The organism is Bartonella sp. PS17NMGDW (assembly GCF_042193555.1).
In the GTDB taxonomy this organism is placed as follows: domain Bacteria; phylum Pseudomonadota; class Alphaproteobacteria; order Rhizobiales; family Rhizobiaceae; genus Bartonella; species Bartonella grahamii.
In genome coordinates, this window is sequence record NZ_JBHILY010000003.1 from 123,584 (window position 1) to 148,881 (window position 25,298).

Annotated in this window: 25 protein-coding genes, 1 tRNA gene and 1 pseudogene; 18 read left to right on the forward strand and 9 right to left on the reverse strand. The window is 37.8% G+C overall.

Features of this window, described 5'->3' with window-relative positions; translation table 11 throughout:
• Positions 1-427: 427 nt before the first annotated feature.
• A tRNA-Leu gene (locus ACFIJK_RS03235) sits at positions 428-512 on the reverse strand.
• Positions 513-734: 222 nt separating this feature from the next.
• Between ACFIJK_RS03235 and ACFIJK_RS03240 the strand changes: the two genes are divergently transcribed.
• From ACFIJK_RS03240 to ACFIJK_RS03250, 3 genes are all read left to right on the forward strand, one after another.
• Complete coding sequence (locus ACFIJK_RS03240; RefSeq protein WP_375625309.1) at positions 735-1,340, forward strand: YqaA family protein; 606 nt, start codon at positions 735-737, stop codon at positions 1,338-1,340.
• 12 nt (positions 1,341-1,352) lie between these two features.
• Positions 1,353-1,925: a disulfide bond formation protein B gene (locus tag ACFIJK_RS03245; protein WP_375626462.1), complete on the forward strand. Its 573-nt coding sequence runs from the start codon at positions 1,353-1,355 to the stop codon at positions 1,923-1,925.
• Between the two features lie 313 nt (positions 1,926-2,238).
• Positions 2,239-2,763, forward strand: a complete 525-nt coding sequence (locus ACFIJK_RS03250; RefSeq protein ID WP_375626464.1) for a type II toxin-antitoxin system PemK/MazF family toxin — start codon at positions 2,239-2,241, stop codon at positions 2,761-2,763.
• A gap of 1,411 nt (positions 2,764-4,174) precedes the next feature.
• On the opposite strand, the gene ACFIJK_RS03255 is transcribed toward ACFIJK_RS03250, so the two are convergent.
• Positions 4,175-4,387 carry a hypothetical protein gene (locus ACFIJK_RS03255; RefSeq protein ID WP_375626466.1) on the reverse strand — a complete coding sequence of 71 codons (213 nt, stop codon included), beginning with the start codon at positions 4,385-4,387 and terminating at the stop codon, positions 4,175-4,177.
• Between the two features lie 270 nt (positions 4,388-4,657).
• Positions 4,658-5,326: a hypothetical protein gene (locus ACFIJK_RS03260; protein WP_375626468.1), complete on the reverse strand. Its 669-nt coding sequence runs from the start codon at positions 5,324-5,326 to the stop codon at positions 4,658-4,660.
• 1,077 nt (positions 5,327-6,403) lie between these two features.
• Between ACFIJK_RS03260 and ACFIJK_RS03265 the strand changes: the two genes are divergently transcribed.
• The 3 genes and pseudogenes from ACFIJK_RS03265 (at position 6,404) to dut (ACFIJK_RS03275) (ending at position 8,553) form a co-directional block, all read left to right on the forward strand.
• A complete protein-coding gene (locus tag ACFIJK_RS03265; protein WP_375626470.1) occupies positions 6,404-7,213 on the forward strand; it encodes a hypothetical protein in 810 nt (269 codons plus the stop codon).
• A gap of 146 nt (positions 7,214-7,359) precedes the next feature.
• Positions 7,360-7,899 (forward strand): dUTP diphosphatase, encoded by a 540-nt coding sequence (gene dut / locus ACFIJK_RS03270; protein WP_375625303.1) that lies wholly within the window; start codon positions 7,360-7,362, stop codon positions 7,897-7,899.
• Positions 7,900-8,163: 264 nt separating this feature from the next.
• Positions 8,164-8,553: pseudogene (gene dut, locus ACFIJK_RS03275) on the forward strand (dUTP diphosphatase).
• An 868-nt stretch (positions 8,554-9,421) separates the two neighbouring features.
• Here dut (ACFIJK_RS03275) and ACFIJK_RS03280 read toward each other — a convergent pair.
• Positions 9,422-10,009, reverse strand: a complete 588-nt coding sequence (locus tag ACFIJK_RS03280; RefSeq protein WP_375626472.1) for a biopolymer transporter ExbD — start codon at positions 10,007-10,009, stop codon at positions 9,422-9,424.
• Complete coding sequence (locus tag ACFIJK_RS03285; protein WP_375626474.1) at positions 10,006-10,908, reverse strand: MotA/TolQ/ExbB proton channel family protein; 903 nt, start codon at positions 10,906-10,908, stop codon at positions 10,006-10,008. Before ACFIJK_RS03285 ends, ACFIJK_RS03280 begins: the two co-directional genes overlap by 4 nt.
• Before the next feature lie 997 nt (positions 10,909-11,905).
• Between ACFIJK_RS03285 and ACFIJK_RS03290 the strand changes: the two genes are divergently transcribed.
• Both ACFIJK_RS03290 and ACFIJK_RS03295 read left to right on the forward strand, forming a co-directional pair.
• Positions 11,906-12,232, forward strand: coding sequence for a YqjD family protein (locus ACFIJK_RS03290; RefSeq protein WP_375626476.1), 327 nt, complete (start codon positions 11,906-11,908; stop codon positions 12,230-12,232).
• Positions 12,233-12,235: 3 nt separating this feature from the next.
• A complete protein-coding gene (locus ACFIJK_RS03295) occupies positions 12,236-12,679 on the forward strand; it encodes a hypothetical protein (RefSeq protein WP_375626478.1) in 444 nt (147 codons plus the stop codon).
• Positions 12,680-12,725: 46 nt separating this feature from the next.
• On the opposite strand, the gene ACFIJK_RS03300 is transcribed toward ACFIJK_RS03295, so the two are convergent.
• The 3 genes from ACFIJK_RS03300 to ACFIJK_RS03310 form a co-directional block, all read right to left on the reverse strand.
• Positions 12,726-13,157 (reverse strand): hypothetical protein, encoded by a 432-nt coding sequence (locus ACFIJK_RS03300; protein WP_375626480.1) that lies wholly within the window; start codon positions 13,155-13,157, stop codon positions 12,726-12,728.
• A 182-nt stretch (positions 13,158-13,339) separates the two neighbouring features.
• On the reverse strand, positions 13,340-14,536 hold the full coding sequence (locus ACFIJK_RS03305) for an RNA-guided endonuclease InsQ/TnpB family protein (RefSeq protein WP_375626482.1): 1,197 nt from the start codon (positions 14,534-14,536) through the stop codon (positions 13,340-13,342).
• Positions 14,533-15,156 carry an IS607 family transposase gene (locus ACFIJK_RS03310; RefSeq protein ID WP_375626484.1) on the reverse strand — a complete coding sequence of 208 codons (624 nt, stop codon included), beginning with the start codon at positions 15,154-15,156 and terminating at the stop codon, positions 14,533-14,535. Before ACFIJK_RS03310 ends, ACFIJK_RS03305 begins: the two co-directional genes overlap by 4 nt.
• A 1,505-nt stretch (positions 15,157-16,661) precedes the next feature.
• Here ACFIJK_RS03310 and ACFIJK_RS03315 point away from each other — a divergent pair.
• Positions 16,662-18,446, forward strand: a complete 1,785-nt coding sequence (locus ACFIJK_RS03315; RefSeq protein ID WP_375626486.1) for an MFS transporter — start codon at positions 16,662-16,664, stop codon at positions 18,444-18,446.
• A 433-nt stretch (positions 18,447-18,879) separates the two neighbouring features.
• Here the strand turns inward: ACFIJK_RS03315 and ACFIJK_RS03320 are convergent, their stop codons facing one another.
• Complete coding sequence (locus tag ACFIJK_RS03320; RefSeq protein ID WP_375626488.1) at positions 18,880-19,623, reverse strand: nuclease; 744 nt, start codon at positions 19,621-19,623, stop codon at positions 18,880-18,882.
• A 158-nt stretch (positions 19,624-19,781) separates the two neighbouring features.
• Between ACFIJK_RS03320 and ACFIJK_RS03325 the strand changes: the two genes are divergently transcribed.
• Genes ACFIJK_RS03325 through ACFIJK_RS03365 form a run of 9 tightly spaced genes read left to right on the forward strand, consistent with a single transcriptional unit; the run spans position 19,782 to position 25,283 of the window.
• A complete protein-coding gene (locus ACFIJK_RS03325) occupies positions 19,782-20,132 on the forward strand; it encodes a TrbC/VirB2 family protein (RefSeq protein ID WP_375626490.1) in 351 nt (116 codons plus the stop codon).
• A 27-nt stretch (positions 20,133-20,159) separates the two neighbouring features.
• On the forward strand, positions 20,160-20,483 hold the full coding sequence (locus ACFIJK_RS03330) for a type IV secretion system protein VirB3 (RefSeq protein ID WP_015856920.1): 324 nt from the start codon (positions 20,160-20,162) through the stop codon (positions 20,481-20,483).
• Positions 20,483-22,843 carry a VirB4 family type IV secretion/conjugal transfer ATPase gene (locus tag ACFIJK_RS03335; protein WP_375626492.1) on the forward strand — a complete coding sequence of 787 codons (2,361 nt, stop codon included), beginning with the start codon at positions 20,483-20,485 and terminating at the stop codon, positions 22,841-22,843. The genes ACFIJK_RS03330 and ACFIJK_RS03335 overlap by 1 nt, the downstream gene beginning before the upstream one ends.
• Positions 22,840-23,613: a type IV secretion system protein gene (locus tag ACFIJK_RS03340; RefSeq protein WP_375626494.1), complete on the forward strand. Its 774-nt coding sequence runs from the start codon at positions 22,840-22,842 to the stop codon at positions 23,611-23,613. Before ACFIJK_RS03335 ends, ACFIJK_RS03340 begins: the two co-directional genes overlap by 4 nt.
• Before the next feature lie 24 nt (positions 23,614-23,637).
• Positions 23,638-23,904: an EexN family lipoprotein gene (locus tag ACFIJK_RS03345; RefSeq protein WP_375626496.1), complete on the forward strand. Its 267-nt coding sequence runs from the start codon at positions 23,638-23,640 to the stop codon at positions 23,902-23,904.
• 2 nt (positions 23,905-23,906) lie between these two features.
• On the forward strand, positions 23,907-24,176 hold the full coding sequence (locus tag ACFIJK_RS03350; RefSeq protein ID WP_375626498.1) for an EexN family lipoprotein: 270 nt from the start codon (positions 23,907-23,909) through the stop codon (positions 24,174-24,176).
• Positions 24,173-24,607, forward strand: a complete 435-nt coding sequence (locus tag ACFIJK_RS03355) for an EexN family lipoprotein (protein WP_375626500.1) — start codon at positions 24,173-24,175, stop codon at positions 24,605-24,607. The genes ACFIJK_RS03350 and ACFIJK_RS03355 overlap by 4 nt, the downstream gene beginning before the upstream one ends.
• A 2-nt stretch (positions 24,608-24,609) precedes the next feature.
• Positions 24,610-25,014 carry an EexN family lipoprotein gene (locus ACFIJK_RS03360; RefSeq protein WP_375626502.1) on the forward strand — a complete coding sequence of 135 codons (405 nt, stop codon included), beginning with the start codon at positions 24,610-24,612 and terminating at the stop codon, positions 25,012-25,014.
• Positions 25,015-25,040: 26 nt separating this feature from the next.
• On the forward strand, positions 25,041-25,283 hold the full coding sequence (locus tag ACFIJK_RS03365; protein ID WP_375626504.1) for a hypothetical protein: 243 nt from the start codon (positions 25,041-25,043) through the stop codon (positions 25,281-25,283).
• Positions 25,284-25,298 lie beyond the last annotated feature (15 nt).

Sequence of the window (25,298 nt, forward strand, 5' to 3'; positions counted from 1 at the left end):
AATTCACATGCGTGTTTTAAAGAAACATCTCTCAAAACCCTCAAGCCCATTTTGCGACAGCACCCACAAGAATATAAAATCTATAGAGCACCATCTTTACACTTCATAAAAGTGCAAGATAAAAGTACAAGCTGGCACCATCCATCATACACTCCTACCCCCCAATGATGCCCTTGAAACGGTTTATTAAGAGGCATTTTTATTCATTTTTTGTAAAATTTCATTCCACAATAGTGCATCCAGCTTGCAATGTACAAGAGACATGATTTTGGTCAATTTAAAATAAACAGACTTAAAATGAGAGAATCCTATGGTATTCGAGGTTTTTCATTCAACATGCAAAACATTGAACACTGTTTATCAATTCCACATGTTTTATAAATCAACACGATGCGCCATAACAGGATAAAGGAAAATATTTATGAAGTGGTGCGGGTGGTCGGACTCGAACCGACACTCCTCTCGGAACCAGATTTTGAGTCTGGCGCGTCTACCAGTTCCACCACACCCGCACATTGCTATAAAAGACAGGACTATAAGAGACAGACTTGTCGATTATTCTTTTGCACTATATGAAGAAGCACAGATTCGTCAACAGAAGACTTCTCATTTTTTAAGAATTCATATCATTTTCTTATCTGTTTTATGAAATATTTTCTTTATTGGATTTCTCTACCGGATTTATAACAATCTCATTTGTAAAGTCTTTACCTCTTAAATTTATAGAAAGCCTCATGATATTAAACAAATTAAAGCTTTGGACGATTTCTTTAGCAAATCGGCGTACAGCACCACACTGGCTTGGTTTCATTGCCTTTATTGAAAGTTCTGTTTTTCCAATTCCGATAGATGTTTTATATATTCCGATGCTGCTTATCCATCAAAAGCGGGTTTATTACTATGCTTTGATTGCGACTATCTGTTCTGTATTAGGAGGCATTGCCGGTTGGTTTATCGGACATTTTGCCTATGATACTCTTGCCAAACCCATTTTAGAAATTTACGGTAAGGTTGAAAGTTTTGAATCTCTGAAAAATAGTGCAACCCTGCAATTTCTAGTCATTTTACTGATAACATCAGGTTTTTTTCATCTTCCCCCCATCAAGATTGTCACAATTTTGGCCGGTGTAATGAGTGTACACCTTGAACTTTTCATTCTTATTTGTATTTTTTCTAGAGGCGCTCGTTTTTATCTTCTCGCATGGCTGATTAAACATTTTGGACAAAAAGCAATGAATTTTCTAGTACAGCATTTCAAATGGATTATTCTCATTGGTTGTGTTAGTCTCGTTTTAATTTATGGGATTTTCATAGCTTTTTTAAACAAAAAGCTTTTATAAGGAACAGACTTAATGGCGTGCCTTTTGTCTTCTCACCCACTTTTATACAAGCACCTTCATCTTGAACCCAGCAGAAAAGAACAAAGTTTATGGGCTTTTTTTCTCGCTTTTTGTTTGTCCGCTACAATAGGTCTTGCCCTTGGTTTTGAATATTTTGGAGGGTATCTTCCTTGCGATTTGTGTCTCATAGAGCGTTTCCCCTATTATGGGGCCATACCCTTTTTGCTCTTAGCAGGTTTTGGGGCATATTTTTTTCGCATGTCTGCTTGGATACAACTTTTATTTTTGTGTGTTTTTGTCTTAATGTGCATCAGCCTTGTTTTAGCCGTTTATCATGCAGGTGTTGAATATGGCTTTTGGGCAGCTCCCCTCAGTTGTGGTTTAAGCGCAGTCAGAAAAACCTCAGACATTAACCAGCTACTTAACCAATTAAACAACATTCATCCCCCTTCTTGTTCTGAAGCATCCGCACGCTTTCTTTTTCTTTCATTTGCCGGCTGGAATGTCGTCTCAAGCCTATTTTACATGCTTATTAGTTTTTATGTTGCCTCAAAAGGGCTCTTTTCAAGCAATAAAAAACTCTAATCATAAAATAGAAACAAAACCGCATGCACTCGTTCTCTCCAATCGTTTTCCCCTAACCAACACCCTCCAGTCACCAATCACCACCCAAAACCACCCACCGCCAAACCAACCCACCAACACCAACGAGTCACCAACATCCCACCTATCACCAACATCCCTCCTCTAGCGTTGTACACAAAAGACAAAAATAAGCAGATATATCCATTTTATGGTTTCACCTCTCTGTACTTATGAGCAACATTTTGATAAAAACCCGTGATAGAAAAGCCGTAAAATAATAAGTGAGGGGACCGATAAATATAAATGGTCTGCTATGGCTGAAGATAAGAACACAGCGCCTTCTACCCTATCACCTATTTCCTTAGATATAACCAAACTTGAAGAACCATGTGTTATGATGGAACATGATCATAATGCATGGCGCGAGCATATAAGAGAAACGGATTTAAATGCTCCTTACAAAAAACCACCTCACATAAAACCACGAATCAAATCGGCACCACGCATCAGACAAGTTTTTTGGTGCGATTTTCCTCATGATTCGATACTCCCTGAATTTTGGAAAAAGCGGCCTGTTTTAGTGCTTTCTAAGAATGCAAAATTATATGGAAATGTGACAGTTTTACCTTTTTCAACGAAATCACAACCCAATAATCCCGCTGCGTATCCAATACAATCTCCCATAGAGAATAAAAAAGCATGGATTATCTGCAATTATGTCACAACAGTTTCTGTAAGTCGTTTAAGTTGCTCACGTACCGTTCCAAGATTATCCAGCGAAGATTTTCATAAAGTTGTAGCTCTGATGCTCAAACATTTACCGCATTTACAGTATTGACTTTTGAGAAAAATAAGTGTATCTATATCAGCATACACGGCATCAGTAATGGTGGCCGCTTCCCCGAAAGGGGAGATAGGAACGAAGGAGTGGGAAACCGCTCCTTTCGTCATTTTTGGTATTTTTTTTGAGAACTTTTTAGCCATTTTTTGCAACCTTCCCTAGAACATATCCAACATTCATTCTCCACCGTTGTTGTTTTGAAATATCTGCGATTTGGGATAAGCAGAAGGCACTCTCCGTACTGTTAATCCGGTAAAGTTTCCCATGGAGATTACCGAGATGTTGTACATATTTATCATTTCATTGCACAAAAAACCGTGCTGCCGTTGCTTAAACTTTATATGATTTGCCGCAATGGGAATATCTTTCCAAGATTGAAAAAAACATTTTCATAATTTGGCATAACAAACAATCCCTTGTTCTTCGCGCTCTTGAAGTGTTCAATCGCTCAATTTACCAAAAGATATTCGACCTCACAACTTGTTTATTTACGTCCCTCAATACGGATGAAGCGGATGAAAAAGCCAGCATTTTTGAAAAGAAAAAAATAGTAAAGAGCATTTAATGATTCAAACGCTTTAAGACTACACAGAATACTCCATTCATCTTTGAACGCATCTGTTTCTGTAAAGAAAGCTAATAATGCTTATGTAATCTGAATAATATTAGTTTACTTACCATATGATAACCGATTGATAACGATAACGCTAAACACAGAACTTATATCACCAAACCGCAAAATAGTGTTTTTACGATATAACAAAGAAAATTCTGTAGTAAAACAGAAATCAACACCCAACCGATTTCTATCTCTTCACCAATAACAATTGTTTATTGCCCTAACCACATTATTTCACCGGTCACACGACCTAACATAGCTTTTGCAGATAGACTTTTCTTCCTCTTCTCCGAAAAACGATATATGTTAAGCTATTTGGGGATTTACTGCTAAATTGCTAATGCTTGCGCTTTGAATGCCTTTTTCTCGCCGTATAAAAGGTAGATAAAAAAATAATTTCGTTTATCAGCTTTATTTTAAAGACACACCTATTTTTTACAGGATGCGTTCTCCCCTCTATCAGCCCTATCGCATTTAATACACTTGTCGTTTCTAAACATGAACAACCAAGCATCAGAGTGGAGCAATAGACTCTCATCACTTTCATGGGCACTTGCATTGACAAGAGATAAACAAGAGTATTGATCATCACACACGGAGCAAAAATCTATAGCGACTACGCCATAGACTTTCGCCACGCACGGGTTATTCTTAGAGCATATTTATGATGAGATAATCATTTATGACATTCTTTTTGTTGCGCCACAGAACGGGTTTTGCTAACCAGTTTTACTATTGTGCAAATTTTTCAAGAGAAATCCTCACTCGCTCATAGATGACAAGATTTCTTTATGGAGAGCGCACATGGCGCTCAGTTTTGACCTTTTCCATAACAACGATAAGTTCAAACTTTAACCAACACGATAATAGACCTACTCTAAACGATTTACGCACCACCTCATCCGCAACAGGCTGCTCCAATATCGGTGTATTTATCGGTGCACTTACTTGAGGATTTTTTGCACTTCCACGCACCGTAAAAAAAGAAAATATTTTTCTCATATTTAAATCCATTTTAGTTGATTTGGATTTTAAAAGTGCCCAAAAAAATCAAACAAAAATAGAGAGGTAAGTTACGAAAACTACAGGGTAAATTTTACTGCCGCAAAATGTCTATTTTTCCCCGTCTGAACCGTCAGAGGAACACTATAAAAATTATTTTCATTGAAAAACAATTACTTATAATCTAGGGAAGAAAAGTAAAAAACTCCCCCAGAAAAAGAGATTATCTTCAAAATTATCAAAAAAAGCAGCACAATTTTAGTGATCTTTTTATTTTTTTTCTTTTGATAAAAGAGAGCTGGCAGGTGTCTTAGGAGCCCCTCCGGTAGGTTCCCAATTCGCAACAGCCGCTAATTCCTCAATGAGCTTCTCTCTTGGTAAATTATTATCATCCACCAACTTGTACTGAACGGCATTGTCACTAAGCCACTTTATAAGCGTTCCTTTAACAGTTTTACCACCCTCAACCTCACTCACCGCTTCCCATGCCGCAACAATAGCAGCAAGCTTTGGAGCATAACGTGGATGCGTTGGATCTTGAAACGCATAATATTTTTGGTCCTTAGTCTCAGCAGAATCATCCTCAGGGAAAAAAAATGGAGGGTACAGACCACGCGATGAAAGCCATTCTTTTAAATCATCAACGCGAACATATGAGGAATCTGCATCTATAAAATCCGAAAAATTATAGTACGACCATTCTATCTCTAATCGATTGCTTTTTCCCGCTTGAACGATAGCATGATAAGCTGCACGGAAATTAGCAGTTTTCTCTGATGATACGGAAAGGTTATCTTCGTAAATATCACTTTTTTCTGGTTCTAATTTGTTGACAAACAAATACTTTCCTGGATTTAATCCAACTATTAAAAGCGCTGCCTGCAGTATTGTTAGTTTTTCAGAAAGCCGCCAAAATTTCAAACCATCACTATTTTCCATATATGCTCCCTTTTTTATCTGCACAATTTCGCTCTTTTTTAAAAACATCAAAAACGTTTGTTAACGCATAGAGATTATGCACTTCTCACATTTCAACTCATCCCATACTTTAAATAAAAACACAGCAATCACACCCCTCCTTGTGATCCACAAGAAAATGATTTGAATTGTTTCAATATAAGAAGTTTTGAAGTGAGAGAATCCTACTGAATTTTGGGCTTTCATGCAAGATATCAGGCAAGTTACAAGGCGATAAATGCCCCTTCATAAAGCATAAATTTTTATGCGTGATCTCAAACAATTTAATATGGATAATATCTCTTCATTTATGCACTCCCACCCTTAAACCTGTCCCTGCAATTACAGCACAAAAGATAATTCGTTACACGCTAACAAATCCACCTAAATGCAAAAGCTGTAACAACGCTAAAATGCGCGTAAATATCATAAGAATACTGTCTTACACCTCCACAAGTGGGATCAAGTGGCGTAAAACTGTACAATAAAATGCCATGCCTATAATGAACCGTACTAAAGACTGTCGCAACACTAGGAGCTAAGGTGTATGATGATGCCGGCTTGCTCTTTTATGAAGCGTAAAGATTAAGAAGACTCAATGGAGTTTATATTATTTCATGGAAATTTTGCGGCTCTACCCTTCTATACTCTTCACAGGGGCCCCTCGCGAAATGGGCTTTTATCCCTTGAAAAAGATCTCTTTTTAAAGAATCATTTCAAAGTCCAAGAGCTGTTACAGTCTTTTGAACGCATCAAATGAATGATGATGCTAGCTTATTCCTTTCCTATATTCTCGAGCATCAATACATTAGAATGCTCCATTGAAACGTCCCTGTAGCAAAATAAAGCATATTTTCTCTTAAATTTTTTCACGCAATTATTTCTTTCATGCACCCCTGTCGTCTCCATTTGATAAATCTCCTTGTACTTTCTCAGCATCCCATCACCTTTTTTCTCAGTGCAACCTTTTTGCAATTTGTCAGTTTTTAACTTTTAGATTGACTTTTGGTTTATTTTTCTTATGTTTTAGAATTATTCTAAAGTGCAGAGGAACAGAAAATGTTGAAATTGTTTTTTTCATTTGTACAACGTAAAGCTCTGTCCTTTCGTTCAGCACAAAACGTGATGCTTAAAGCGCTCAAATTAAAAGAGCAACATGCGGCGCTCTATTTAAAATATGCAAAAGCTCTAGAACCTTATTCCTCTAAGGAAGCCGCGGTTTTTACCGCCATGGGGCTTCAAGAGCTTAAAAATTATAAGCAACTTTTGTGCCTTTCTTGCCATAATCGTGCAAACACTATCGGTTCGTTATGTGACAAAACTTCTCTTGTGAAAGGCAAGAGCCGCCATCCATCCCCAAAAACAATAGCGGCAAATCACACCATAAAAAAACCTTCGAAAACGCAAAGACAAACACTTTTGACTTGGATTCAACCAGGTCTTGCAGGATTAATGGATGGCTCTGTCTCGACCCTTGCCCCCATTTTTGCCGCAGCTTTTGCCACGGGAGACACGCACCAAACTTTTTTGATAGGGCTCTCAGCTTCAATTGGTGCAGGACTTTCAATGGGTTTCACAGAAGCAGCCCACGATGACGGAAAATTATCAGGGCGTGGTTCGCCATTAAAAAGAGGTATTGCCAGCGGCATTATGACAACATTAGGAGGACTAGGTCATACTCTTCCCTATTTGATCAACTCTTTTTATGTAGCGACAATTATTGCTTTTATCATTGTTTTTTTCGAACTAGGCGCCATCGTCTGGATTCAGAACAAATTCATGTCAACTCCCTTTTGGCGTGCATCGTTACAAGTTATTATTGGCGGAGCGCTCGTTTTTGCTACGGGTATCTTCATTGGTAGTATTTAAAACAAACAGCATGAAAAATAAGCATTTCCCATACAAAACAAGCAGCAAAACCCATCGTCCCATCTATAGATTTTTCGCTGCTTGTTTCAAACGGAATCTTTTGTTAGAGTTGTGTTTGTTTTTTCTATTTTGGAGATGCTTTGACCATGCCTTCTACGCACCTGAACAGCCAAAAGAGTCCTTCTTCCTCGAATGCATTTCCTTCTCCCCCTCCACAACAAATAACCTTATCGATCCAGCGTCTTGAGCATGGACAAGGTTTAGAACTTCCTCACTACGCAACGGCTGGTTCTGCGGGTCTTGATCTACGGGCAGCAATTAGAGAAGAAGAAACGCTTGTTCTTGCCCCAGGGCAGCGCGCACTCATTCCAACGGGTCTCATTTTTCACCTTCAACCTGGTTTTGAGGCACAAATACGCCCACGCTCTGGCTTAGCCTTAAAGCACGGCATCACATGCCTCAACACTCCAGGAACGATTGATAGTGATTACCGTGGTGAAGTCAAAGTTCTTCTTATCAATTTAGGCCAAGAAGACTTTTCTATCCAACGGGGAATGCGCATTGCCCAAACAGTCATCGCCCCCGTATTCCAAGTCAAAGTTTGCGCTATTGAACCAGAGCAAAATACCCAAAGCCATAACGAGAGCCGTGGAACAGGAGGTTTCGGTTCAACGGGACATACTTAAGAAGCTCTGAAAAAATCACTCCCCTCAAAATATAACACTCGCTTATTCTAACTACTCTTTCACTGAAAGTCTTTCGGGCTTTTAAAGTATAGAAGGAGTGCGCATTTGCTTTCAAAGTTTTTTTACCAAACACCCCTCTAAACGATCATCCTTACTCTTCCTCTGTCTCTTCTCAATCTTCACATGCCCTAACTTTATCCCTTCAGCGTCTTGCACTTGGAACAAGGAAACTTCTTCACTACGCAACGACTGGTTCTGCCGGTCTTGGATTTACAAGCAGCAATTGGAGAAGAAGAAACGCTTGTTCTTGCCCCAGGGCAGCGCGCACTCATTCCAACGGGTCTTATTTTTCACCTTCAACCTAGTTTTGAGGCACAAATACGTCCACGCTCTAGCTTAGCCTTAAAACATGGCATCACATGCCTCAATACTCTAGGAACGATTGAGTGTGATTATCCGGAAGTGAAGTCAAAGTTCTTCTTATCAATTTGAGCCAAGAAAACTTTTCTATTTAAACGGGGAATGCGCATTGCCCAAACAGTCATCGCCCCCGTATTCCAAGTCAAAGTTTGCGCTATTGAACCAGAGCAAAATACCCAAAGCCATAACGAGAGCCGTGAAACAGGAGGTTTCGGTTCAACGGGTCATACTTAAGAAGCTCTGAAAAAATCGCTCCCCTTAAAATATAACACACACTTATTCTAACCACTCTTTCACTTAAAACCCCTTGGGCTTTTAAAGTGCAGAAGGAGTGCGCGTTTACTACTTTCAAAGTTTTTTCACTAAACGCACTTCTAAACAATCATCTCTCAATTACGTTTCTTGTACTACACAAAACTTCATTATCACCGGATACCCCTCCCCCATAACAAAAACATTGGCATTAACCATTAAAAGCTCACACACCGCTTATAATGTCGACAATCTATATATCATATTGATTTATAATAATGAATTGTCTTTCAACTTAAATGAGAGATCTCAATACTGTAAGATTGTTTCATTGCAAATCTATTTATATTACATCAATCAAAAGTATATCTCTCACGTTCCAAACGTAGCTAGCATGTAGATAAAAAATGGAAAAATACCTATAATGAATACTTGTACTCAGCACTGTCACAACATTGGGAGAAAATATAAATACTATAATGGTGCTCGCTTGCTCTTTTGTTAAGCATAAAGATAGTGAGGTTCAATAGATTTTTTATTATTTTACGGGAGCTTTACCGTTATACCATTTATAAACACCGTCGCAAAAAGGGCTTTAAAATGTATTAAGACACACAACAATCACCCTTGGCTGTTTTTCTTGATCGCACCTCTTGAAGCAAGATGAGCAGTGCTTAATCCTAAAAAAACCGATTCAATATATAAACCCCCTGCATATGCCTCCCCTGCGTAATATCAAACTCATGCGTATTGGGTTTAATAAATCCACGACAAAACCCTCATCAATTTCACTCTACGACTTTGAGTCATATGCTTTGCTTCCTGCAACAAAGGCTATTTTTATCACTGGTCAGAGGGCATCGGCTGGAATATTAGCGTTTACCGCAGTGCCCGTTATTACGGCATTCACATGCCCCACAACGTTACCACCCGCGCTACCACCCGCTCCATCGACAGCAACGTCCGCTACCCCTGTTGTTTTATTATTGATCTCACCTCTTGAGGTAAGATTGGTAGAGTTTTGCAATCCTACAAGACCGATTTTATTATATCCAGCCATGCGTATTTGATTTAATAAATCGATGACAGTACCATAATCAATTTCGCTATCGGCTTTGATTAAAATTTTTGTCTCTAAATTTTGCGTCGTTTCCCTCAACAAAGCTTCTCTTAAAGCTGCCTGTTCTACAAGATGATCACCAATGTAAAGAGAACGATCTTTTTGCAAAGTAACATAAAGGGGTTCATCAGACTGAACCACTGAAGGTGTTTGAGTTATAGAAGGAAGCTGAACGGGAATGACAGATGTTGCCAAAGGTGCAGCAACCATAAAAACAATAAGCAACACCAATACAACATCAATAAAAGGGGTCACATTGATTTCGCTTTGCAACCCACTCTCGTCTATATCCCAATCATTATTAAGGCTTGCTTTCATTTTTTATGACTTTTCTGTTGTCTTTGTCTATCAAGTTCACGGCTCAAGAGCCTTTCAAGAGCCGCAGCGATATCACCTAAATCATTGCGATAACCATTCAAAGCACGCATAAGGCTATTATACATAACAACGGCGGGAATAGCCACAAAAAGCCCAATAGCCGTTGCGAATAAGGCTTCAGCAATCCCAGGAGCAACCACATCAAGTCGCGTTGTTTGAGACTGAGCAATCCCAATAAAAGAATTCATAATGCCCCAAACAGTTGCAAAAAGACCAACAAAGGGAGCAATTGCGCCAATAGTTGCAAGAACAGCGCTTCCACATGCAACACGGCGTGTAGCAGCCAGCAAGCAGCGTGACAAAAGTGAATGAACCCTTTCTTTTAAACCTTCATGAACATCGCGAGCCTTAGCATCGCGAACATCGCGGGAAACATCTTCATATTGATTGCTCTCCTCATAAAAGAGAATATCTTCAATCGTTTGTGCACTTTCCCCTGCACTGGTTTTTTCACCAGAGCTTTTATTTATCCCTTCAGGAGCAGAAAAATGAACCTGTTGTGTAGAAAGATACACCTCTTTAAGAACTTCTTTGAGAAAAAACACCCCAGCCCCTTTGCTTTCTTTCAAGCTAGCTGCCAAACGCGTAAGAGTCTGAGCATTAAGAACCAATTGAAGTTCATGACGTACTCTTCGTTTTACCAAAGTGATCTCAACAATTTTCACAAAAGCAATTGTCCAAGACATAAGTGAAGCAAGTAACAAAATAATGATAACGGCTTTCACCACCCAATCAGCAGCCATAAACATAGAAAGAGGAGAAAAATCATGCACTGTCAATACAGAAGACATATTATCTAAAGGGACTGTTTTATCTAAAGGGACTGTTTCAGATTCCATTTTTATCTCACATTCTTGTGCTCTTATCTTTATTTATGAGCTGGATCGTCACCCCGCACAGCATCACTGTTCCACAATGCCACTACCCTTTTAACGTCGCTTTCGCATTCCTCTTAAGAAAGAAAACTTGATAAATCAAGTATAGTTTTATTCCACAAGCTCTCTCTTATTCTAAAGAAATCACTCAAGAAATTTTTCTCTAACAATTCAACAAGTTTATCTTACTCAATCAATTTATTGCATAAATTAGGCAAAATGATAAACTTACAAGAAATATTGCATATAATATTTTCATTTATAAGAATAATTTATCATCGTTCCTGTTGAATAAATCCCTCATATCGCAAAGCTTCTTTCATTTCAGCGGCTCTTTTAAATCCAACAAAATAATTTCTTTCATGGAATAAGCAGCAAAAATATCATAAAATCCTTGGAGAAAAGGATATGCACTTCTCTAACAATCAGTGCACTAAAGTACCTTCTATCCAAATAAAAATATACCTTTTTTTAAAAAAGAACGATCGCAATATCTTAAACTGACCAAAAGTATAATGGGAGAGCGCGATTAGCCCTCAAATACATAGAGAGCAAAGAACAGAAATAGCATTTTCTTTTTCTTCTGCAAAAGCATAAAAATGACATTACTTCTGCCGCAAAATCACAATAACCATGTTTTTTATCTGTCACAAGCCCAAAAAATAAGCCTCAACACGCTTTTTAAAAAAACTTTTATAAAAACTGTGCCATGAGAAACTGAAGAATGGTGCTAAATTCCTGCAAAAGCATAAGACAATTTTCAACCGATGTAATCCTTTACGAACAGAGCATATTGTATAGGAAAGATTTATTTTATCAAAAACAGTTTTAAATTCGACAAAGTGAAAGGAACCAAAAAAAACTTTTGGCGTTACTCAAGCAGTGAAAATTTTCACTCCAATGCAAATGATCACTATGAACACACCAATGCAAATATAATGAATCAAGAGGGAAAAATATCATGGCCCATAATAAAACAACACAGCACGATAAATCAGCCGTAGAAAAAGACCTACAAGGACAATTAGAAACGTTACGCACTGAAATTTCAGGGATTACCTCAACCCTAACAGATCTTGGTGCAAACAAATTCAACGCCGCCAAAGACAAAGCGGAAAAACTATATCACTCAGCGAAAGAAAGTGGTGAAGACATGATGTCTCAAGCAAAAGAAAAAATCAGTGATCTTGAACAAACCATGAATCAATGCGTTCGCAAAAATCCTGGTAAAAGCGTTTTGTTTGCTGCAGGGGTTGGTTTTATTCTTTCTCAATTACTGCGTCGTTAAGCAATGCATAAGTTTATCGCTCCTCTTTTAAACCATCTTGTCGGTGGAGGGCTTAAAAGCACAGTCAAACAAGTACGCCTTCAAGCAATTTGCTATGGGTTTATTGGCATTTCATTCTTCATGTCTTTGCTTTTTTTATGTATCATCGTTTTTATTGCATTATGTTCTGTTATGAAACCTCTTGCCGCCGCTAGTATCATGTTTTTAATTTGTCTTTCTCTTGCAGGATTAGGTCTTATTATCAATCGTGTTCTCAAGGCTTATCAACGCTATGACCAACAAAAAAAGACAGAAGAACAACGCCACAAACTCATGACAGACGCGACCGTTTCCAGCCTTGCAGCTCTCAGTCAACATTTCCCTTTTGCCAAATTGAGAGTTCCCATTCTCGGACTTGTAACTTATTTTTTGTGGAAAAAAGATAAAAAAGACCGCTTTTCAAAGTAAAATATGTAAAGCTGTCACTCTAATCCCCCCAATGTGCTTTCTTTTACTATAAAAGAAAGCACATCTTTTTCATCATAGTCTCTTTAGCTTCTTCAAGTTCCTGAAAAGAAATCCCCTTTATTTTCGCTAAAAAATCCATGGATCCGATTAAATCTCTTTCAGATTGCAATCCATGTTTCATGAACATAGCAACATGAGGCAAAGCTTGCGTTAAAAATTCTGATTTGATTGGAAGCAATGTAGTGTTTTTTGAAGATAGGGATAATTCGCTTCTACCTTTCTCTATTTTTTCATAAGCCTTTTTTTCATGACCAAAGGTCATGTTATTGATTTGAGTGTGTTCAGATTTTTCTGAACACTCGTTTTTGTTACAATTACAATCATAGTTAGGGGTTGTATGTTCTATGTGTATCTTGTCAGCAAAATGCCTGTATCTTGTTTTTGATGTTTTTGCTTTAAAAATCTTTCTAAAATCCACTCAAAAAGACCTATCGCTTTGTGCAATTTTTCCACCAAAGCTTTAGCCGGCCACCCAATAATATGAATGATTTTTTTGCATTCTAGAAAAAAGCAATGACATAAGCGGTGTCACTTCCATTTCAGCGTAAGAGGTTTTTATTTGACGCACCAATCCGTTCTATCAAACTTATGTAAATGTGATCATTTCTGATTAAATATACTGTTGATTTTCTGCTTCTTTGAGGCTGGTTTCACCAAAGTCACAGGACATTGGCCAGAGCCTTCCTCTCCACAGGCTGATACGGTGGAACTCACCGCCAAGTTTTTTAAATTAATCGCGGCATTAATGTCTCGATCATGGTGTGTACCACAATGAGAACATCTCCACTCACGTATGTTAAGAGGCAATTGTTCAATCTTACATCCGCAATGATGGCAGATCTTACTGCTCGCATACCAACGATCTGCAATAACAATCTGTCGACCATAACGTGCCACCTTATATTCCAATTGACGGCGAAACTCGAAAAAACTTTGATCTGCAAGGGCACGCGATAAATGCTTATTTTTCAGCAAGCCTTTTACATGAAGATCTTCCAGACAAAATGTACCAAAACGCTGAATTAAATCTGTTGTAACTTTATGCAAATGATCTGTTCTGATATTACTTATCCGTGCATGAAGCTTAGCGAGTTTTTGTTTCTCCTTATAACGATTGCTCGAGCCTTTTTGCTTACGACTTAGCCTTCGTGATAAGCGCCGTAAACGATTTAGCAAAGCCTTATAAGGTTTAACGCCTCCTATGGTTTCTCCTGTCGAAAGCGTTGCAAGTGCATTGATGCCCAAATCAAGACCAACAATAGCTTGGTTCTCGCTCAGTGACTCTTGATTATCTGTTTCAACGCTAAGACTTACAAACCACCGATCCGCTTTACGGCTAATGGTTGCTGACAAGATCTTTCCTTGAAATCGCAATTGTTCTCGCAGACGAACCCAACCAAGTTTGGGAATTCTTATCTTGAAACCTTGCAACTGTATTTGATCATTGGTCAAAGTAAAACGATCGTGCACTCCTTTCTTTCTAAAAGTGGGATATCGGCTTCTCCCTGAAAAGAAATTCTTAAAAGCCACACCCAATTGAATAATTGCCATTTGTGGAGCATTTTTAGTAACTTCCATCATCCATGGAAATTGTTCTCGTTTTAGAGAATTGAATTGTCTACGTAGCGCATAGTCATTAGGCTTTGGTAAATTATTATCTTTCTTCCATGCTTCATATTGCTGCTGCCATTCCTTCAGTGCCCAATTATAAGCAAAGCGCGCGCAACCACTGGCTCGAGCCATGTAGCTTCGTTGTTTATTGTTTAAGTCTAGAGCTATTTTGTGAGCAACAATCATTGCGATGCCTCTACAGCTTGACGAACATTCTCTAATAACTTTTGATTTTTTCTCGAACGACTTCCATAAAGACGAGCACTAAAGACAGTAATAATTTCTAAAATATCTTTGGCTAAATCCTCTTCAAAACTGCTTTCTTCCCCCTGATTGAGAATGACAACCTCAACTTGTTTGGCTTCACAAATGGCGAAGACCAATTCTGCACCAAAGCGCAATAAACGATCTTTATGCGTAATAACCAAACGACCAATTTCATTTTCAATGAGAGCATCCAATAAACGTTTAAGACCCTTTTTACGATAATTCATCCCTGACCCTAAATCAGAGATGAGTTCATAAGTCCAACCTTGGCTTGCGCAATAAAGCTCAAGAACCTGTTTTTGTCGCTCTAAATCGTCTTTTTGATCATGGCTCGATACACGCGCATAAGCAATGGTTTTTCTTTGTGATAGTTCTCTCGAATGAAAAAGCTCAGGCCTAAGCCTAGATAGGTCATAACGGCGGTGTCCTCCTGCCGTATGCTCAGAAATAATTTTGCCTTCACCTTCCCAACGGCGCAAAGTGCTAATCGAAACACCCAAAACTTGAGCGGCCTTACCTATCCCAACAAATCTATCCATAATGTATATGATTACACAGATATAAATAGATTACAAGTAAGCTGTTAAAACCCTTCTGTTAACGCAGTTGGGTTTTTATTTTTTTGCCATTGTGTCTCCTTTTATTGCGACGACTCATAGCTCGAAAAAAGCGTTTCAAGGCCAAAGCTATATTAAAAAAAAGATTTTCAATATGGTAAAGATTTTACAAACAAGCTACCAAAACAAATTCTAGATAAAAACATAAGAACCATTTTTAGTTCTTTCTTATACAAATTTGATCCACACACTCATCCCGCTTGTTATGTGCAAGCGAGTGGTTTTGATTGATTCAACATAAACAGGTTTGGAATGAGAGAATCTTGCGTTATTCGAGGGTCTAATTCAATATGAATAACGCTAGATTATCATTATAAATCAATATGATTGTATCTTTAATAAGAAATAAAAGTTTGTATTTTAGCGTCGAATAGAACCTCTTTTAAAGGTAATTTTACCGCAAGTAGTATTTCACAAAATTACAATTAAAACAGAAAAATAATTGAAAAATTTTTCTTCTGAGAAGCTGATTTACGCAACAACTATTCTTTATTTCAGCCCAAAAAAACCTTTTTAAAATTACTTGATAAAGCAGAGCATTGCATATTTCTTATTGCGATTGAAGTGAAATAACCATTGAAATCAAGAATAATACTTTTTGAATGAACTTAATAATTAAAATGGAAATTAGCTGATCAAAAGAGTTTTTCGATTTATACCAGTATAGGCCAATTTGTTTTCCAAACTGAATATTGCGTAATACAGTTAAATTGACTTTACAATTATAAAGTTATAAGTCTTCAGACTTTTTACAAAATACTAATTGTCTTGAATATAAATAAGGCACATAATAACAATATGAGGAGGATATTATGATATACGGGGGACGAATAAATTTGATCGCGTGTGGAAAAACATTGAAACAGTTAAGAATCTTCAACCTCTGCAAAGTATAGGAATAAGAGCGACAGTTACCAAAGAGATTCTAGAAAATATTATTAATTTTATCGATTTTTGTATAAGCAAAGATGTCCATTATATCGGATTCAGGCCGCTCGATACGTCGTCATTTAGTTTTTCTAGAAAAAATAATACAAAGGATCGATCTAAGGCTTTAAGAAACAAAACTCTTCCGCCAAACGCCTCACTTTTTCATTTGAGAGATGAATTATCAAGGAAAGAATCCCCCTCCAGATTTATATAGATAAAAAGTTCCAAGAAAGGAAAATCTCATGGACGTCACAAAATTTTGTAAATTGTATTAATTATTACTTAGGCGAAAATTCTACGTACGTTTCGTCGCCGTTAATGTGTTTATTTCCATTTTCATCCTTGGTATTGGACTAATGGAGATTTAAAAAATCGCTTTTATTCAGAAGCTTTTGGGAATCTACAAAATTATGAGGCAATAGATTGGTCTGCTCAAAGCGTTTTAAAATCTTTGAAAGAATCTGGCGCATGTAGCGGATGTCGTGGGAAGGTATTTTGTGGATAAGGTTAAGCAATTTAAGATTTATAGTGTTAGCAAGTCTACTGCTCTAGTGGTTGCTGTTTTACCACTTTTTTTGTCGGAAAAATTGCATTTGTCGCAAGCGGAAATTGTTTTAATCGGTAGTTATTTTTTATTGCTTCCTTTGATCTTAGAAGTCCCCTTGGGTTTATTATCAGATGTTTATGGAAGTAAACGCATTATTTATACTGGGCTGTTTTTCTTTCTTTGCGGTTTTTTAGCTCTTTTTATGAATTATGCATATTTTGCTTACGCCACTTATTTGTTGTGTATTACATCAGCAGCCGCTTGTTTCTCAGGTGCGGAAGATAGTTTACTCTTTTCTGTAGTACCAAAGCATCGCACACTGTTTTCCGTTAAGTCCGAAGTGGCTGCTGTTACCTATAGTGTGACAACGGTACTTATTTTTTTAGGGGGAGTACTTTATTATGTGCATCCTGCATTGCCTGTGATTTTTCAAGTCCTTTCATTAATTTTTGCTATTTTTATGTTTTCAAAACTGACGAAGGGATTAGATAGTTTTCATATCAACGCTCATCCGAATATTTTCACAGTTATGTGCGCCAGCGGTAAAGAAGTCAAAAATCCTTATCGCTTCACTCTTATTTTTTTAAGTGCAGTTTCAGCTTTTGCTATTTTGGTTAACAATCGAACTGTTTCTATCGCATTTTCTGATTTTTTGCCATTTCAACCTGCTATTTTGGTTTCGATTATTTTTATCATTGGGAATTTTTTTTCAGCAAGTTCCAATATATTGTTTCAGAAGTATTTTTCAAAGTTTCAAAATCCTATTTTTCCTGTCTTAATGATTGGTTGTATGGTAACCATTGCTTTTTTTCTCATGTCATTTCAAATCATTGCGGCTCTTATATTAGGATTTTTACTGCTATGTGTTTTTAAATCTGCTTATCGATCTTATCTGTCGTCTCTTCTTATAAATTCACTGATTGATCCCAAAGCTATCGCGACTGTTTTATCATTTACAGCCATTATTACAGCTGTTGTATCCTTTGCATTCAGTTTTTTATACGGTCATGTTTTTTCAACATTCTGGCAAGCTAATTTGTGGTTAGCAGTGATTATGGCTGTGATTTTTGGGGGGGCTGCTTTAATTATTTTTGTCAAAAAGCAAGAAATCATTTGGTTACAGCCTGAAAATGCACAATCGTCAAAACAACATTTCTTGAAACGCAAGCATCAAGAGTTTTGCTATGGGCAAATTTATCCGGAAGCATCGTGCATTAATGAAAACATCAAGGATGGCTCTTTTCGACAAAGTCTCTATCCTGCACCAAATTTGATAACACTTTGCGATGAAGTAGTCGAATGGGAGTTTATCCGGGGTACTGCATTGAGCCAAATGGATTTGCTACATCAAAAGGCGATTATTGATCAAATCAATAAGATCTTTCAAGATCGATTAAGCAAGAATATAATCTTATCACATGGAGATTTAGATCCTGATAATATCATTGTTACTCCTGATAGTTCTTTTATGGTAGTGGATTGGGATTTATGTCAAGAAGCTAGTCCGGAATTGGATATCTTAACATTTTTCACCAGTCCAAGATTATCTCTCAATTTAGAAGAACGGATAGACTATATTTCTCATTTGCTGTCTATATCAAAGGATGAAGCTTTACCAATGATAAAAGCGTTTGTGGCTAAAAAAATTTCTGATCTTTCTCTATACCAAAATATTTTCATGAAACAATTAGTCTTGGATTATATGAACTTGAATAAGAAATTTCATGGGCGATAATATTGTAATTTGTAATGAAAATTGCAGTGCGGGCTGCAATCATTGTCCGTATTCGATAGAATGTATGGTGAGAGATGACGCGTTTCCTGAATCTTTATATCCAATAAATGACATAAAATCTGATTTTATTATTCTTTCTGGTGGAGAGCCTTTTGAGCTCGATTATGATTTACTTCATAAATATATAAGAGTTTGAGAGGCAGAAAGCCTTTCATTTAAAAAGCAAAACGAAATGACGTATAGCCAAGGGAACGCGCTCTTACATAGCGCTGTAGTGAGCAACCTATATGCATACGCGAGCTTTAAACACAATAATTTTTCATCATGAGAGTTGTCCACCAAGGACTGTGTGGATTATGATTAACTTTTACCTAATAAAGTTTGTAATGGAATATTGTCTTGATTTTTAAATAGCGCTTGAAAAGACGCTTTATCAATAATGGTCAATGGGATTATAGCTCCCGTGATCTCTTCGCCAATCTTCTGGTTGTTGAAATTTGCTCGACCATAAGCCATTTTGTGCTTTTTGAGCAGCAGATTGTAGAGTTTTATAGTCTGCTGGAGATGGAAAATTATGCTGATCTTGTGTTAACACCATCAACCCTTCTGCAAGCCCCAAACGTGCCAGATCAACCCCGTCCACAAAACATTGTGCATAATGAACCTGTTGAATGACACGTGCTTGCCGACAAGTAACATTTTTATCGATTGTTTTTGAGACAAGCCAAGCAGTAACAAAAGCACCACATGGCCACTTAACTCCGTTGCGTGAGGCAAATTGCCTCATTTCACAGCTTTCCACACCATATAAGCGGATATCACGGATAATCTTTTTTCTCCATCCATCGTCCACAAGCGTAATCATTTTAAAGGTCACACCACTTGTAACCTGTATAGCACCTGAATAAACCGGCACATTTTCTTCATAAAATTGTGATGACAATGGTTCTGGATGCAATACCACATTTTGTTGGTTTACATCTTGTTGGTTTGCATAATCTATCAATTGTGACTTCGGATTTTGAACGGGATTTTCTATTGTCTTTTCTGATCCTTTTAAAAAAGAATTTTGAGTAAGTTCTTCATTATTTTTACTTAAATAAAAGTATCCCCAAATAATAATACAAATTAAGACAATATATTTAGGCGCTGCTCTAAGAGATTTTAAAAGTATCATTTTGAATATTACTATATTTTTTGTTCATTAAATAATAAAAGATTAAATATTGTTAATTTATCAATAGAAAAATTTATTTTTTTCATTTATATGATTCATGATTAATATTTTGAATATTAATTTTACGATCAACTTAAACATAAAGCGGGGAATTTTTCATGAAAAACATGAATAATTTGTTCAGTTGTGAACATACCTTACAAAAAACTACTCTATCCAACACACAAAAGAAATGGTTAACAGCAGCATTGATGCTTTTTATTGCCTTCATGGCACTGAGTGAACCAGCATTTGCCGCAGGTGACTTTGGAAAAGTTGAAACTGCTCTTGATCAATTAGTCAAAGCTTTAACAGGAAACATTGCAAAATCGATTGCAACCATTGCGGTTGCTGGTATTGGGCTTGCATGGATTGCTGGTTATGTTGAAATGCGTAAAGCTTTCTTTGTTTGTGTTGGCATCGGCATTGTTTTTGGTGCACCACAAATCGCAGCAATGTTTATGTCTTAATTCGCTTAACTCTAGCCTTTCAAAGCCATGAAAGAGCACGACAAGCTAACAGAAGATACGTTATTTCTTGCTTGCACACGCCCTGCAATGATTGCGGGCGTGACGGTGGAAGCTATGGGATTAAATGCGATAGGAACGATGATGTTGTTCATTATGACAGGCAATATTTTTCTTATCACCTTTGGTGTGATGCTACATTTCATATTCAAGGAAATCCTAAAGCATGACCATAATAAATTTCGTATTCTTCTGACATGGCAAAAGACATCTATTTTTGCCAGAAATTCGAGTCTATGGGGTGGGGGAAGTATTTCTCCATTACGATTAATTCGTAATTATGAGGAATTATAATGAATAGAACAGAGCGCAAACGTGAAAAGCAGCCAGAGGCGATCATTCCTTATGTGCGCCATGTCAATAAACACATCATTGCGCTGGATTCACGCGCTCTCATGTCCGTTATTAAACTTGAAGGCATTAACTTTGAGACAGCGGATATTATTGATCTGAATGTGCTTCACGAACAGCTCAATAATCTGTTTAAAAACATAGCGGATGAACGGATAGCGCTTTATAGCCATATTATCAGAAAGCGTGAAACCGTTTATCCGGATGGGACTTTCAGATCGGCATTTGCCAAGCAATTAGATGATAAATATCGCGAGCGGATGGTTTCACAGGAGCTTTATCGCAATGATCTTTATCTTTCAATTTTGTGGAATCCACACGTTGATCAAACGGATAAATTAGTGGAGTTTTTCAAACGTTTAGGCAAAGCCAAGCAAGAAAAGACAGAAGTTGATGCAGAGTCCATTCGCAAGCTTGAAGATATTACCACAGATCTTATTCAAAATTTAGAGCGTTATGGTGCAAAAAGACTGAGCCTTTATGAACATGAAGGTAATATTTATTCGCAGCAAAGTGAGTTTATCCACCAATTGGTGGGAGGTCGTCGTGAACGTATCCCTCTCACATGGGGGACGATAGCTTCGACTGTTTATTCAGACCGTCTCATTTTTGGGAAAGAGATCATAGAAATACGCACCGAGGCGGAACAACGGTTTGCGGGCATGTTTGGTTGGAAAGAATATCCAGCAAAAACCAGGGTAGGCATGGCGGATGGTTTGCTCACCCTTCCCTTTGAGTTTATCTTCACCCAATCTTTTGTTTTCAAGAGCAAAAACATTGCCAAGCAGATTATGGGGCGCAAACAAAACCAAATGGTCAATGCAGGAGACCGTGCGGGCTCACAAATTATGGAGCTAGATGATGCGCTTGATGATCTTGAATCCAATCGTTTTGTTTTAGGGGAGCATCATTTATCATTGGCAGTTTTTGCTGATACGCCGCAAGAGTTAGCGGATAATCTTGCCAAAGCGCGTTCTCGTCTCACAGATGGTGGGGCTGTGATTGCGCGGGAAGATTTAGGGTTAGCAGCAGCTTGGTGGGCACAATTGCCTGGCAATTATGCTTATCGCACCCGCTCTGGTGCAATAACAAGCCGCAATTATGCAGCGCTTTCTCCATTTCATTCTTTTCCGGTTGGGAAAATAGATGGCAATGTGTGGGGACCAGCGGTAGCCTTGATGAAAACCTCTGCTGGTTCACCGTTTTATTTTAACTTTCACTTTGGTGATTTAGGCAATACGTTTGTTTGTGGTCCCTCTGGTTCTGGGAAAACGGTTATTGTCAATTTTCTTTTAGCACAACTTCAAAAGCATGATCCCAATATGGTCTTTTTTGACAAAGATCGGGGTGCAGAACTTTTTGTCAGAGCGGGTGGCGGCACTTATATGCCCTTGAAGAATGGTAGACCGACAGGCATAGCACCGCTAAAAGGCTTAGACTATAACAATCCAGCAGATAGAGTTTTTTTACGCCAATGGATTATAAAGCTTGTTTCGTCTGAAGATCAAAAGATCAGTGAATCAGAAAGACAAGACATCACGGCAGCTGTTGAGCAGCTTGCCTTGTTGCCAAAAGAACAACGGACAATCTCGGCCTTACAAATGTTTTTTGACACCACGCACAGGGAGGGGATATCGGGCCGTTTAGAAAGATGGTGTAAAGGCAATGCCTTAGGGTGGGTTTTTGACAATCCTGATGACGACATTGGCATTGATGCAAAATTTATTGGTTATGACATGACGGATTTTTTAGACAATAATGAAATTCGTCCACCCTTGATGATGTATCTTTTTCATAGGATTTTATCTCTGATTGATGGGCGTCGTATTATCATTGTCATTGATGAATTTTGGAAAGCCTTAGAGGATGATTCCTTTAAAGCCTTTGCGCAAGACAGGCTGAAAACTATCCGTAAACAAAATGGTTTGATGTTGTTTGCAACACAATCTCCCAAAGATGCGATCAATTCGACCATTGCTCACACCATTATAGAGCAATGTCCAACACAGATTTATTTTCCCAATCAAAAGGGCAATCATGGGGATTATGTAGAAGGTTTTAAATTATCGGACAGAGAATTTAACCTGATACAATCAGAATTAAGCCGTGAGTCACGGCGTTTTCTCATCAAACAAGGGCAAAGTTCAGTTGTAGCAGAGCTAAATTTACGCGGCTTTGATGATGAAATAGCCATTTTAAGTGGCACCACCAAGAATATTGAACTCCTAGAGACCATTATGGATGAAGTTGGACAATCTCCAGAAAAATGGCTTCCTATTTTTCAAGAAAGGTCAAAGAAATGAAAAAACTTTTATTGGCAACAGCCGTCTATGCAGCTTCATTTGGCTTTCAAACAAATGCCTTCGCACAAATGCCTACATTCGATTTACAATCTTTTACGCAAGGGGGAAAGCAACTTGAACAATTGAAGCAACAAGTTGATAAAGCAAAACAACAAATTCAACAAGGCAAACAACAGCTTGAGCAATTAAAGAGCCAGCTCGATCAAGCGAAACAATTATATAACTCCTTAAATGTCAAGCCTGACATCTCGGGATTGAAAGACATGTTTAACAAGCAAGGGAGCAGTGGCGCCCTCCCTTCAGATTTCAACCACTTTCAACAATCAATGGGCAGTGGCGGTGGCGGTGGCGGCGGCGGTGGCAGCAAAAACGCGCAAAAATGGCAAGAAGAACTTAAATACAAAGAGCCCTCAGGCGGAGCAGACTCAAAAGAAGCAGTAGATGCTTTTTACGCAGAGGAAGTGAAAAAAGCTGAACAGCGCGTAGTAGGACAAGCAGCCAAAGGCCAAGACGTCTACGAAGAAGCCAGTGAAACACAAAAAAACATTACCAAGCTTCTTGACGAACTTGGAAGTACTGAAGATGCGGGTAAAATTCAAGGCATTCAAGCACAACTAGAAGCGATACAAGCAAAACTCCAAACACAAGTCCTTCAAATGCAAGCCGCCGCAATGATTCAACAAGCAGAAGAAAAAGCGGCAGAAAGACGTGAAATAGAAGAATTTAAAGCACGAACCAAAGCTTTAGCCCAAAAACTGCGTGGTCAATAAACGAGAAAAAAGAGGGGCTTGAATATGAACAAGATCATCATAACAACATTGCTACTTTGCACAGGGCTCATCACAGCTGGTTGTGAAAAAACCTACAGCGTAGAAGAACTTAAAAAAAATAAAAAACTGATGGAAGAAGTATTAGTGAAATGTTTGACGTCAGGGGATTTGAATTCGAAAAATTGTAAAAATGCAGAGCAAGCTGAATTTGAAACCCGTAAAAAATGGGGAGGCTTTGGCTCAACAAATGACGATAAACAAGAATCCAAAAAACAACAGGACAGTCATTAATCATGAATAAAGTTCTCATAACAACATTGCTACTTTGCACAGGGCTCATCACAGCTGGATGTGAAAAAACCTACAGCGTAGAAGAACTTAAAAAAAATAAAAAACTGATGGAAGAAGTATTAGTGAAATGTTTGACGTCAGGGGATTTGAATTCGAAAAATTGTAAAAATGCAGAGCAAGCTGAATTTGAAACCCGTAAAAAATGGAGAGGCTTTGGCTCAACAAATGACGATAAACAAGAATCTGAAAAGAAACAGGACAATAAATCATGAATAAAGTTCTCGTAACAACATTGCTGCTTTGCACAGGGCTCATCACAGCTGGCTGTGAAAAAACTTACAGCGTCGCAGAATTTAAAAAAAATGAAAAATTGATGGAAGAATGGGGAGCAAGATGTGGATGGTCAGGAACTTCAAAAAATTGTGAAAACCTAAGAGTAGCAGCTTTAGAACTTGAAAAGGAACGTCGGAAAAAAGCTGAAGAAGAAAACCGTAAACTAGATGAAAAATTTAAAGCTGAACACAAAGCTTGGATTGAAAAAATGAGAGCTGAGAATGAAAAATTCCGAGCCGAACAAGAAGCAAAGCGACGCGCTGAAGAACAACAAGAAGCAAAAGAGCGCGCTGAAGAAGAACAAAAAGCAAAAGAACAAGCCGAAAGAGAAGCAGAAGAGCGCGCTAAACAACAACAGGACAGTCATTAATCATGAATAAAGTTCTCATAACAACATTGCTACTTGGCACTGGAATTATCGCTGCTGGCTGTGAAAAAACCTATAGCGTCGCAGAATTTAAAAAAGATGAAAAATTACGCCTAGAGTGGGATGCGAAATGTGGATTCGCAGGAACTTCAAAGAATTGTGAAAACATGCGGTTAGCATTTTTAGAACTTCAGAAAGAATATGAAGCAAAAGCAGCAGAAAGAGCCCGTGAAGATGATGAAAAGTTTCAAAAAATGATTAGAGATTCCGAAGCCGAAATGAGAGCCAGACTTCAAAAAATGGAGGCTCATACTAAAAAAAAATTAGAAGAACAAAGAGCAAAACGACGTGCTGAGGAAGAACAAGAAGCAAAAGAGCGGGCGGCAGAAGAACAACAAAATAACCATTAAGACATAATGAAGAGCGGAGCATCTCAATGGCAGTAGAAAGCAAAGGCATCTTTACTGATATAGATAATATGTTGATGAATCCCATTACAAAAATAATGGATAGCACCATTACACATCGCTATTGCGCTTTAGCTGCTCAACTTAAAGAACCTTACAGACTATACAATAGATTTATGGCAAGATTATGTCGCTGCTCTAGATTTATCATCACTGGTTATAAAAAACCGATAACACAAGCAGAATTTAAAGATTGTGCTCAAAACTTGTAAAACTGAAAGAAAGAA

Coding starts and splice junctions, on each gene's coding strand:
- ACFIJK_RS03350 (WP_375626498.1), top strand. CDS start 23,907: ATGAATAAAGTTCTCATAACAACATTGCTACTTTGCACAGGGCTCATC.
- ACFIJK_RS03345 (WP_375626496.1), top strand. CDS start 23,638: ATGAACAAGATCATCATAACAACATTGCTACTTTGCACAGGGCTCATC.
- ACFIJK_RS03305 (WP_375626482.1), bottom strand. CDS start 14,536: ATGATTGTTGCTCACAAAATAGCTCTAGACTTAAACAATAAACAACGA.
- ACFIJK_RS03360 (WP_375626502.1), top strand. CDS start 24,610: ATGAATAAAGTTCTCATAACAACATTGCTACTTGGCACTGGAATTATC.
- ACFIJK_RS03295 (WP_375626478.1), top strand. CDS start 12,236: ATGCATAAGTTTATCGCTCCTCTTTTAAACCATCTTGTCGGTGGAGGG.
- ACFIJK_RS03290 (WP_375626476.1), top strand. CDS start 11,906: ATGGCCCATAATAAAACAACACAGCACGATAAATCAGCCGTAGAAAAA.
- ACFIJK_RS03240 (WP_375625309.1), top strand. CDS start 735: ATGATATTAAACAAATTAAAGCTTTGGACGATTTCTTTAGCAAATCGG.
- ACFIJK_RS03365 (WP_375626504.1), top strand. CDS start 25,041: ATGGCAGTAGAAAGCAAAGGCATCTTTACTGATATAGATAATATGTTG.
- ACFIJK_RS03285 (WP_375626474.1), bottom strand. CDS start 10,908: ATGGAATCTGAAACAGTCCCTTTAGATAAAACAGTCCCTTTAGATAAT.
- ACFIJK_RS03340 (WP_375626494.1), top strand. CDS start 22,840: ATGAAAAAACTTTTATTGGCAACAGCCGTCTATGCAGCTTCATTTGGC.
- ACFIJK_RS03260 (WP_375626468.1), bottom strand. CDS start 5,326: ATGGAAAATAGTGATGGTTTGAAATTTTGGCGGCTTTCTGAAAAACTA.
- ACFIJK_RS03310 (WP_375626484.1), bottom strand. CDS start 15,156: ATGGATAGATTTGTTGGGATAGGTAAGGCCGCTCAAGTTTTGGGTGTT.
- ACFIJK_RS03320 (WP_375626488.1), bottom strand. CDS start 19,623: ATGATACTTTTAAAATCTCTTAGAGCAGCGCCTAAATATATTGTCTTA.
- ACFIJK_RS03330 (WP_015856920.1), top strand. CDS start 20,160: ATGAAAGAGCACGACAAGCTAACAGAAGATACGTTATTTCTTGCTTGC.
- ACFIJK_RS03250 (WP_375626464.1), top strand. CDS start 2,239: ATGGCTGAAGATAAGAACACAGCGCCTTCTACCCTATCACCTATTTCC.
- dut (WP_375625303.1), top strand. CDS start 7,360: ATGCCTTCTACGCACCTGAACAGCCAAAAGAGTCCTTCTTCCTCGAAT.
- ACFIJK_RS03325 (WP_375626490.1), top strand. CDS start 19,782: ATGAAAAACATGAATAATTTGTTCAGTTGTGAACATACCTTACAAAAA.
- ACFIJK_RS03265 (WP_375626470.1), top strand. CDS start 6,404: ATGTTGAAATTGTTTTTTTCATTTGTACAACGTAAAGCTCTGTCCTTT.
- ACFIJK_RS03355 (WP_375626500.1), top strand. CDS start 24,173: ATGAATAAAGTTCTCGTAACAACATTGCTGCTTTGCACAGGGCTCATC.
- ACFIJK_RS03245 (WP_375626462.1), top strand. CDS start 1,353: ATGGCGTGCCTTTTGTCTTCTCACCCACTTTTATACAAGCACCTTCAT.
- ACFIJK_RS03335 (WP_375626492.1), top strand. CDS start 20,483: ATGAATAGAACAGAGCGCAAACGTGAAAAGCAGCCAGAGGCGATCATT.
- ACFIJK_RS03280 (WP_375626472.1), bottom strand. CDS start 10,009: ATGAAAGCAAGCCTTAATAATGATTGGGATATAGACGAGAGTGGGTTG.
- ACFIJK_RS03255 (WP_375626466.1), bottom strand. CDS start 4,387: ATGAGAAAAATATTTTCTTTTTTTACGGTGCGTGGAAGTGCAAAAAAT.